The sequence below is a fragment of the Stenotrophomonas pictorum JCM 9942 genome (assembly GCF_001310775.1).
GTDB lineage: Bacteria > Pseudomonadota > Gammaproteobacteria > Xanthomonadales > Xanthomonadaceae > Stenotrophomonas > Stenotrophomonas pictorum.
This window is the reverse complement of record NZ_BAZI01000075.1, coordinates 1-9,964: the sequence shown is the minus strand read 5'-3', so window position 1 is coordinate 9,964 and position 9,964 is coordinate 1. Positions and strand designations below refer to the sequence as shown.

At 66.2% G+C, this 9,964-nt stretch carries 7 protein-coding genes and 2 pseudogenes; 4 read left to right on the top strand and 5 right to left on the bottom strand.

The features are described from left to right. Positions 1 to 63: 63 nt before the first annotated feature. Positions 64 to 543 carry a hypothetical protein gene (locus JCM9942_RS06095; RefSeq protein ID WP_054658427.1) on the bottom strand — a complete coding sequence of 160 codons (480 nt, stop codon included), beginning with the start codon at positions 541 to 543 and terminating at the stop codon, positions 64 to 66. Between the two features lie 135 nt (positions 544 to 678). Further along, positions 679 to 2,571: pseudogene (gene prpE, locus JCM9942_RS06090) on the bottom strand (propionate--CoA ligase); the annotation flags it as partial. 414 nt (positions 2,572 to 2,985) lie between these two features. Here prpE and JCM9942_RS06085 point away from each other — a divergent pair. Further along, positions 2,986 to 4,311, top strand: a complete 1,326-nt coding sequence (locus JCM9942_RS06085; RefSeq protein ID WP_083468439.1) for a M14 family zinc carboxypeptidase — start codon at positions 2,986 to 2,988, stop codon at positions 4,309 to 4,311. Between the two features lie 21 nt (positions 4,312 to 4,332). Here JCM9942_RS06085 and JCM9942_RS06080 read toward each other — a convergent pair whose 3' ends face one another. The 3 genes from JCM9942_RS06080 to JCM9942_RS06070 all read right to left on the bottom strand — a co-directional run bounded on the left by JCM9942_RS06080 (position 4,333) and on the right by JCM9942_RS06070 (position 6,659). Further along, on the bottom strand, positions 4,333 to 4,956 hold the full coding sequence (locus JCM9942_RS06080; protein WP_054658423.1) for an RluA family pseudouridine synthase: 624 nt from the start codon (positions 4,954 to 4,956) through the stop codon (positions 4,333 to 4,335). 107 nt (positions 4,957 to 5,063) lie between these two features. Then, positions 5,064 to 6,047, bottom strand: a complete 984-nt coding sequence (locus JCM9942_RS06075) for a malate dehydrogenase (protein WP_054658421.1) — start codon at positions 6,045 to 6,047, stop codon at positions 5,064 to 5,066. A 117-nt stretch (positions 6,048 to 6,164) separates the two neighbouring features. After that, the gene (locus tag JCM9942_RS06070) at positions 6,165 to 6,659 is read right to left on the bottom strand and encodes a peptidylprolyl isomerase (protein WP_054658419.1); all 495 of its coding nucleotides are present in this window, start codon (positions 6,657 to 6,659) and stop codon (positions 6,165 to 6,167) included. Positions 6,660 to 6,870: 211 nt separating this feature from the next. On the opposite strand from JCM9942_RS06070, the gene typA reads away from it, so the two are divergent. From typA to JCM9942_RS06055, 3 genes and pseudogenes are all read left to right on the top strand, one after another. Further along, positions 6,871 to 8,700, top strand: a complete 1,830-nt coding sequence (typA, locus tag JCM9942_RS06065; RefSeq protein WP_054658417.1) for a translational GTPase TypA — start codon at positions 6,871 to 6,873, stop codon at positions 8,698 to 8,700. 5 nt (positions 8,701 to 8,705) lie between these two features. Next, positions 8,706 to 9,179 carry a DUF7144 family membrane protein gene (locus JCM9942_RS06060; RefSeq protein WP_054658415.1) on the top strand — a complete coding sequence of 158 codons (474 nt, stop codon included), beginning with the start codon at positions 8,706 to 8,708 and terminating at the stop codon, positions 9,177 to 9,179. Between the two features lie 45 nt (positions 9,180 to 9,224). Next, positions 9,225 to 9,964, top strand: a pseudogene (locus tag JCM9942_RS06055) (amidase family protein); the annotation flags it as partial.

Here is a 9,964-nt window from a genome sequence, read left to right as displayed (position 1 = left end):
CCGCCGTCTGAAAACCACGGCCGCCGGCCTCACGCTGGCGGCCGTGGGCGTTTCAGGCCCGCCTCAGCCCAACACCAGCGCGCGGGTTTCCTCCAGCCAGCGGGTGGCAAAGGCCGGGCTCTTGGCCTTGCCCAACGCACCGGCCAGTTCCGGCCACAGCTGCTCCAGTGCGACCGCGGTCTTGCTGCGCTCGATCTTCAACTGGATCAGATAGCCTTTCAGCCCCAAGTGCTTGCGCACCGATTCGGCCATCCAGTCGCGCAGCTGCTGGTAGCGCAACGGATCATCGCCCAGCTGCGTGGTCACCGGCAGCGCCGGTTTGATCTCGGCACTGCCGCCCACCGCTTCGATCAGTTCCAGCGACGCCAGTTGCACCAGAACATCCCCGGGTGCACGCAGGCCCTGCGCCATCTGCGACAGTTCATGCTCATCGCGCTGGCCATCGACCAGCAGCAGCACCGAGCGCAACGCCGGCGCCAGACGCAGCCCACGGTCTTCGATCTCACGACGGCCAGCGGCCGTCTTGGCATAGATGAATGCCATTCCCCCTCCCACGGTTCATACATCGCAAACACGGCGCACACCGCGCAACCCGGAGCCCCCGCCCCGGATCACCTCACCTGCATGCGTACCGCCCCCTTGCGATCACTGCCGTTGCGGCCCCTCGGCCCGGCGGCGCTATATCCCCAGCGCGCGACGGATTTCCTCCAGCGCGCCCGGATCATCCAGTGTGGACAGATCCCCCGGGTCGCGCCGTTCAGCCAGGGCCTGCAGCGAACGCCGAAGCAGCTTACCCGAACGCGTCTTGGGAAGTGAATGGACGATATGGACCTGCGCCGGCCGCGCCACCGCCCCCAGCGAGGTGGTCACCGCCTGCAGCATTTCCGCTGCCAGCCGCGGCACCTCGTCCTCGGCCGCGGCCTGTTTGAGGGTGACGAACACCAGCGGCACCTGCCCCTTCAGCTCGTCATGGACGCCGATCACCGCCGCCTCGGCCACCCGCGGGTGGCTGGCGATGGCCTCCTCGATCTCGCGCGTGCCCAGCCGGTGGCCGGCGACATTGATCACATCGTCGGTGCGGCCGAGGATGAAGGTGTAGCCGTCCGCGTCGCGGATCGCCCAGTCCAGCGAGCTGTACAGCAGCTCGTTGAAGTGGCTGAAGTAGCTCTTGAGGAAGCGTTCGTCGTCGTTCCAGACCGTGCTCATGCAGCCCGGCGGCAGCGGCGGCTGGATCACCAGCACGCCCTTCTGCCCGGCCGGCACTTCGGCACCGCTCTGCTCGTCGATGATCTTCATCCGGTAGCCGAGGTTGGGGAAACCGGGCGAACCGAACCTCACCGGTTTCATCTCCAGGCCCGGCAGCAGGGTCAAGGCCGGCCAGCCGGTCTCGGTCTGCCAGTAGTTGTCGATCACCGGTTTGCGCAGCGCGCCGCTGATCCACTGCGCGGTGGGTTCATCCAGCGGCTCGCCGGCCAGGAACAGGTATTTCAGCTCGGACAGGTCGTGACGGTCGATGAAGTCCACGTCATGCTTCTTCAGCACCCGGATCGCGGTGGGGGAGGAGAACATCGTGCGCACTCCGTACTGCTCGCACAGCGCCCACCAGATGCCGGCGTCCGGTGTGGTCGGCAGCCCCTCGTACAGCAGTGAGGTGCAGCCACCGATCAACGGGCCGTAGACGTTGTAGGAATGTCCCACCGCCCAGCCGACATCGGAGGTGGAAAACATCACCTGCCCCGGCGCGCAGTCGAACACCGTGCGCATGGACTGCGCCATCGCCACCGCGTAGCCACCGACATCGCGCTGCACGCCTTTCGGCTTGCCGGTGGTGCCGGAGGTATAGAGCAGATAGCTGGGCTCGTTGGATTCCAGCCACACCACCGGCACTTCCGCATCACCGACCTGCGCGCGAAGCGCGGCATAGTCTTCATCGCGGCCGGCGATGCGCGGCTGGGCCGCATCCAGCCCGCGCGAAACGATCAGCACTTTCGGCGGCGGTGACTGGGCTTCGGCGCAGGCCGCATCGACCATCGGCTTGTAGGGAATGACCTTGCCACCGCGCATGCCGGCATCAGCGGTGATCAGCAGCTTGGGCGTGGCGTCGTCGATCCGCAGCGCCAGGTTGTGCGCGGCAAAACCACCAAACACCACCGAATGCACCGCGCCGATGCGCGCGCAGGCCAGCATCGCGAACACCGCCTCGGCCATGTTCGGCATATAGATGACCACGCGGTCGCCACGAACCACACCGAGCGTCTGCAGCACCGCGGCGAAGGCATTCACCTCGCGATGCAACTCGCGGTAGGTGATCTCGCGGGTGACATCGGTTTCGGTCGAGATGGCGACCAGTGCGAGCTGATCGCCGCGCGCGGGCAGATGCCGGTCCACCGCGTTGTAGCAGAGGTTGGTTTCCCCACCGACAAACCAGCGCCGGAACGGCGGGTTGGAATAGTCCAGGATCTGCTGCGGCGGGCGATGCCAATGGATCGCCTTGGCCTCTTCGGCCCAGAAGCTCTCCGGTTCTTCGATGGAACGGCGGTAGATCTGCTCGTACTGCACGACATCCTCCGGCACCTGCGCGTTTGATCCGAGCATAGTCCGCGCCCGTGCCCCGCTCCTTCCGACATTGGTCGTAGGAGACCTGCCAGACACGGCAGGTGCGGCCCCAGTCAAAGCCGTCGCACCGTCCCCGACGCGGGCGACAGCGGCTTTCCGGCATGACCCGATCCTGCAACCACACTGCCCCTGTCTTTTCCGCGCTGCCGTTGCCGGCAATGCCAGCCCGCTTGCACGGCTTGCGGCTCGCAAGCGACGTCACTGAGCACCGGTCACCGCGCCAGCGCCGTGCGCGTGACACCGGCGTGACCGATGAGATGGGCCCCGGAAGCGGCGCCAGGATATGCCCAGCAGTTACGAGCGCAGCGCCATTGACACCGGGCCCCACACTCGCCGACGCTGCCGGCCTCGCTGTTCGTTGCCGTGCCCATGATCCGACCTGCGTTGATGCTCGCGATGTTGATGCTGCTTCCCCACGTCGCGTCCGCCGCGCCGGCAACCGCCAGCTCACCAGCCGAGCTGCCGCCACCGCCGGCATGGCTGGCCGTTGTGGAGGCCGACTATTCCCGCCACCACGTCGATGGTCTGTCCTCGCGCATCTTCACTGCGGAGCACTGGTGGGAAATCGCCACCCCGCTGCTGACGACGGAGGCCGGTTTCGAAATCGAGCCGATCGGCTACAGCGCCGAGGGCCGCCCGTTGCGCCATGTGCACTGGGGAGACGGCCCGACCCGCGTCCTGCTCTGGTCGCAGATGCATGGTGATGAAAGCACCGCCAGCATGGCGCTGGCCGATCTGTTCCGTTTTCTCGGCCAATCCCCGGCGCATCCGCTGGCAGATCGCCTGCGCCGGCAGCTGAGCCTGCACGTCGTGCCGATCCTCAATCCTGATGGCGCGGCCCGCTTCCAGCGCCGCAACGCGCAGGGCATCGACATCAATCGCGATGCCGCCGCGCTGGCCTCGCCGGAAGCCCGCGCGCTGAAGATGCTCCGTGATCGCCTGCAGCCGGCCTTCGGCTTCAACCTGCATGACCAGCGTCCCGGCTACCGCGTGGGCGACTCCGCACGTGGCACCGCGATCGCCCTGCTCGCGCCGCCGTTCAACGAACAGCGGGAAGTCAATGACGTGCGCGGACGCGCGATCGGTGTCTCGGCGCTGATCCGCGCCGCACTGGAACCGCGCATCGGCGGCCATATCGCCCGCTGGGACGACGAGTTCAACCCGCGCGCGTTCGGTGATCTGATGACGTACTGGGGCACCAGCACCGTGCTGATCGAATCCGGCGGCATCGAAGGCGATCCGCAGAAGCAGAAGCTGCGCAAACTGAACTTCCTCGCCCTGCTGGTGGCGCTGGATGCCATCGCCAGCGGCGACTACGCCAGCGCGCCTCACGCCCTGTACACCGGGCTGCCGGAGAACGGCGACGTGTGGCCCGATCTGCTGATTCGCGGCGCCACCCTCGCCAGCCCGGGCGTGGCACCGGCACGCGCCGACATCCTGGTGGAGTTCGAGCATGCCCTCAGCGGCGAAGGGGGCCGCATCACCGATATCGGCGATCTGGGCGCACGCTCTGCCCGCACGGTGATCGATGCGCGTGACCTCTACCTCACTCCCGTCCCGGGCAGCCGCCTGGTACACAACGCCCCGGCCCGATTCGCCCTGAGCCGGGACCCGGAAGGTCTCCAGGTGGTCTGGTCACTGCTGGACGATCTGGACACCACCCAACCGATGCCGGAAAACGCCGGGCGGCATTGAGCCGGCGCCAGCACCCGCAACTCAGAACGGCGCCGGTGACAGGAAGCGCAGCGGTTGTCCGGATTCGGGATGCACGAAAGCCAGCGCGCAGGCATGCAGCGCAACCCGCTCGGCCGGAGCCGCGCCGTAGAACACATCGCCGACGATCGGATGGCCGAGGCTGGCCATATGCACCCGCAACTGGTGGCTGCGGCCGGTCACCGGTTCCAGCGCCACCCGCGTACGCTGCGCGACGGCATCGCGCCCGATCACCCGCCAGCGCGTCAGCGCCGGTTTGCCAACCTCGAAATCGACGATCTGCCGCGGCCGGTTCGGCCAATCGCAGATCAGGGGCAGGGCCACCTCGCCGGCCTCGCCAGCCACCTCCCCTTCCAGCAGCGCCTCATAGCACTTTTCGACCTGGCGCCGCTCGAACAGTCCCGACAGCGCCGCCTGCATCGGCTTGCCGCGCGCATACAGCATCAGCCCGGACGTCACCTGGTCGAGCCGGTGCACGGTCAGGGCCTCCGGATACACCTGCTGCAGCCAGGCGATCACGCAATCCTGGCTCTCCGGCAGGCGCCCGGGCACGGACAACAGCCCGGCCGGCTTTTCCGCCACCAGCAGCTGCGCGTCCAGGTGATGCACGCTGATATCAGGGCTCATGACAACTCACATGCGAGCAACGCAACAGCGTCGCTTCGAACCGGAAAAACAATAAAAAACGGGGAAGCCCAAGCTTCCCCGTCGGTCACACCATCACACGTGTGGATTTACAGCAGGTCGGCAACGCCGGCGCGCTCTTCTTCCAGTTCGTTCAGGGTGATGTCGATGTACTTCTGCGAGAAGTCATCGATCGGCAGATCCTTGATGATGGTGTACTCGCCGTTCTCGGTGGTTACCGGGAAGCCGAACACGACGCCTTCCGGGATTCCGTAGGAGCCGTCGGACGGCACGCCCATGGTCACCCACTTACCGTTGCTGCCCAGCACCCAGTCATGGACGTGGTCGATGGCGGCATTGGCGGCCGACGCGGCCGAGGACAGGCCACGGGCGGCGATGATCGCCGCGCCACGCTTGCCGACGGTCGGGATGAAGGTATTGGCGTTCCATTCCTGGTCGTTGATCAGCTCGGCAACCTTGGCGCCGCCGGTGGTGGCGAAGCGGTAGTCCGGGTACATGGTCGGGCTGTGATTGCCCCACACGGTGAACTTCTCGAAGCTGTCCACGGTCTTGCCGGTCTTGGCGGCCAGCTGGCTCAGCGCACGGTTGTGGTCCAGGCGCAGCATGGCGGTGAAGTTCTTCGGGTTCAGGTCCGGGGCCGACTTCATGGCGATGTAGGCATTGGTGTTGGCCGGGTTGCCGACCACCAGCACCTTCACGTCACGCTTGGCGACGGCGTTCAGGGCCTTGCCCTGCACGGTGAAGATCTTGGCGTTTTCCAGCAGCAGGTCCTTGCGCTCCATGCCCGGACCGCGCGGACGCGCGCCGACCAGCAGGGCGACGTCCACATCCTTGAAGGCCACCAGCGGATCGGCGGTGGTCACCACGCCGGCCAGCAACGGGAACGCGCAGTCTTCCAGCTCCATGACCACGCCCTGCAGGGCGGCCTGGGCCTTTTCGTTGTCGATTTCCAGCAGCTGCAGGATGACCGGCTGGTCCTTGCCCAGCATTTCGCCGGAGGCGATGCGGAACAGCAGGGCGTAACCGATATTGCCGGCGGCGCCGGTGACGGCAACACGTACAGGAGTCTTCATGGGGGATTTCCTCTGCTTGATAAAGCGTGTGGGGTGAGAGTCTGCGCAGGTCGCCGTGCCGGGCACGGCGGCCGGATCAAAAACGGCCACCGGATGAAGGGTGGCCGTCGAAAGGAATCAGGCGGCGAGGATCTTGTTCCACTCGGCCACGCGGTCGGCCTTGGCGGCCAGCACCGCCTCGGCGTCGCCCTCGAGGGTGATCTTGTTGATCACGTCGCCCATGGCCACGCTGTCGACCACATCCATGCCTTCGAGCACCTTGCCGAACACGGTGTGCTTGCCATCGAGCCAATCGGTCTTGATGTGGGTGATGAAGAACTGGCTGCCGTTGGTCGACGGGCCGGCATTGGCCATGGACAGCACGCCGCGATCATGGCGCACGCCGTTCTTGGTCTCGTCCTCGAACCGGTAGCCCGGGCCGCCGCGGCCGGAGCCTTCCGGGCAGCCGCCCTGGATCATGAAATCGGCGATCACGCGGTGGAAGATCAGGCCGTCGTAGAAGCCATGCTTGACCAGGTTGACGAAGTTGGCCACGGTCAGCGGGGCCTTGTCGGCGAACAGCTCGACCTTGATGGGGCCGCGGGAGGTGTCGAAATGGGCGATCAGGGACATGGGAATCCTTGTGGGAGAAGACATTTTCGCTAGCCCCATAGGATACACCCGCCCCCGCACCCGGCGCTGCCCCTGCGGCCCTCACCTCTGCCGATGCCAGCTGAACCCCCGGTCCGGTCGATTTCACAGGTACTTTTCGCGATGGGGCCACATACCGGTATAATGTTGAACTCTTTTCCCCAATTCACGGCGCCGGCTGGCCGTCTTTCGCATGTCTATCGAAAATCTTCGCAACATCGCCATCGTCGCTCACGTGGACCATGGCAAGACCACCCTGGTTGACTGCCTGCTCAAGAACTCCGACACGCTGTCCGAGCGCACGGTGCTCGCCGAGCGCGTGATGGACAGCAACGACCAGGAAAAGGAACGCGGCATCACCATCCTGGCCAAGAACACGGCCATCAAGTGGAACGGCAACCGCATCAACATCGTCGACACCCCCGGACACGCCGACTTCGGCGGCGAAGTGGAGCGCGTGCTGTCGATGGTCGACTCGGTGCTGATCCTGGTCGACGCGATGGACGGCCCGATGCCGCAGACCCGTTTCGTCACCCAGAAGGCCTTCGCGATGGGCTTCAAGCCGATCGTCGTGGTCAACAAGGTCGACCGCCCGGGCGCGCGTCCGGAGTGGGTGATCGACCAGGTGTTCGACCTGTTCGACAAGCTCGGCGCCACCAATGAGCAGCTGGACTTCCCGATCGTCTACGCCTCGGGCCTGAACGGCTACGCCGGCCTGGAAGACACCGTGCGTTCGGGCGACATGACCCCGCTGTTCGAAGCGATCATGAAGTACGTGCCGGTGCCGGACGTGGATCCGGAAGGCCCGTTCCAGATGCGCATCAGCCAGCTGGACTACAACAATTTCGTCGGCGTGATCGGCATCGGCCGCATCCAGCGCGGCAAGCTGAAGAAGAACATGCCGGTCACCGTGATCGACCGCGAAGGCAAGAAGCGCAACGGCAAGGTGCTGCAGGTGCTGGGCTTCATGGGCCTAGAGCGGGTGGAAGTCGAAGAGGCCGAGGCCGGTGACATCGTCGCCATCTCCGGCATCCAGGAACTGACCATCTCCGACACCATCTGCCATCCGGATGCCCCGGAAGCGCTGCCGGCACTGACCGTCGACGAGCCGACCATCTCCATGACCTTCCAGGTCAACAACTCGCCGTTCGCCGGCAACAAGGACCTGTCCGGCGGCAAGTTCCTGACCAGCCGCCAGCTGAAGGAGCGCCTGGAGCGCGAGACCGTGCACAACGTGGCACTGAAGGTCGAGCAGCTGGAAGATGCGGACAAGTTCCTGGTCTCCGGCCGTGGCGAGCTGCACCTGTCGGTGCTGATCGAAACCATGCGTCGTGAAGGCTACGAACTGGCCGTGTCGCGCCCGGAAGTGATCATCAAGGAAATCGACGGCCAGATGATGGAGCCGATCGAGCAGCTGGTCGTCGATATCGAAGAACAGCACCAGGGCGGCGTGATGGAGAAGCTGGGCATCCGCAAGGGCCTGCTGAAGAACATGGAAGCCGACGGCAAGGGCCGTGTGCGCCTTGACTACATGATTCCGGCCCGCGGCCTGATCGGCTTCCAGAACGAGTTCAAGACCCTGACCCAGGGTTCGGGCCTGCTGTTCCACGTGTTCGACCATTACGGTCCGAAGGAACAGGGCGCCATCGCCAAGCGCCAGAACGGCGTGATGATCGCCAACGCCCCGGGCGCCACCCCGGCCTACGCGCTGGGCCCGCTGGAAGAGCGCGGCAAGCTGTTCGCCGCCGAAGGCGACAACGTGTACGAAGGCCAGCTGATCGGCATCCACTCCAAGGACAACGATCTGACCGTCAACGCGATCAAGACCAAGCCGCTGACCAACATGCGCGCGTCGGGCAAGGATGACGCGATCAAGCTGACCCCGGCCATCAAGTACACGCTGGAGCAGGCACTGGACTTCATCGAGGACGACGAGCTGGTCGAAGTCACCCCGAAGGAAATCCGCCTGCGCAAGAAGTTCCTGACCGAAAGCGACCGCAAGAAGGCCTCGCGCGCCGGCTGATTGCATTGACCGGCACGCCGCCCTACAACCCGGATCCGCATGCGCATCCGGGCCTGGCAGCCATCGCGCTGCTGGAAGCGGGAAAGGCCCTTGCGGCCTTTCTCGCCGCGGCCGGCCTGGAAGTGTCCGGGCCCGCCCCGCTGCGCACCGTCATCAACACCGTGATCCTGCGCCTTGGCGGCGATCCCGAGCACGGGTCATTCTCTTCGCTGCTCGGCCAGATCACTCCCGATACCGTCCACCTCGCCGCCACCGTACTGGCCGCTTATGGCCTGCTGCGTGCCGTGGAAGCGTGGGGGCTGTGGCGCGCCCATGCGTGGGCCTCGTGGCTGGGCTGCATCTCCGCGGCGCTGTATCTGCCACTGGATCTGTACGCCATCGTCAAACACCCTGGCTGGGCGTCGTGGCTGCTGCTGGCAGTCAACGTATTGGTGGTCTGGGTGCTGGCACGGGATATCCGCAAGCGCCACCTCGACTGAGCGCGGCATTTGCAAAGCCCCCTGCCGGCTGGCTAGCCTGCGCAGATGGACACCCCCTCGCGCCGCTCCCAGCCCTTCCTGCTGACCGCCCTGACCCTGCTGCTGGGCAGCGCCTGCACACGCACGCCAGTACCCGCCGACGTCCCCGTGGCGCCATTCGCCTATGCCGAAGCCCGCATCGACGATCTGCAGGCGCAGATGGCCCGCGGTGAGCTGGACAGCGTCACCCTGACCGAAGCCTACCTGCAGCGGATCGCCAGCCTGGACCGCAGCGGCCCACGCCTGCGCTCGGTACTGCTGATCAACCCCGCCGCCCGCCGCGAGGCTGCCCAGCGCGATGCCGAGCGGCGCAGCGGCCGTATCCGCGGCCCCCTGCATGGCTTGCCGATCCTGCTCAAGGACAATATCGACGCCACGCCAATGGCCACCACCGCCGGCTCATTGGCGCTGCGCTCATTCCACCCCGACGAGGACGCCTTTGTGGTGCAGCGGCTGCGCGAGGCCGGCGCGGTGATCCTGGGCAAGACCAATCTCAGCGAATGGGCCAACTTCCGCTCCAGCAGCTCCACTTCCGGCTGGAGCGCGGTAGGCGGCCAGACGCGCAACCCCTACGCACTGAGCCACAATCCCTGCGGCTCCAGCGCCGGCAGCGCGGTGGCGGTGGCGGCCAACCTGGCCGTGGCGGCCGTGGGCACCGAAACCGACGGCAGCATCGCCCTGTCCGGCGGCAGTGAACGGGATCGTCGGACTCAAGCCGACCGTGGGACTGGTCAGCCGCGGCGGCA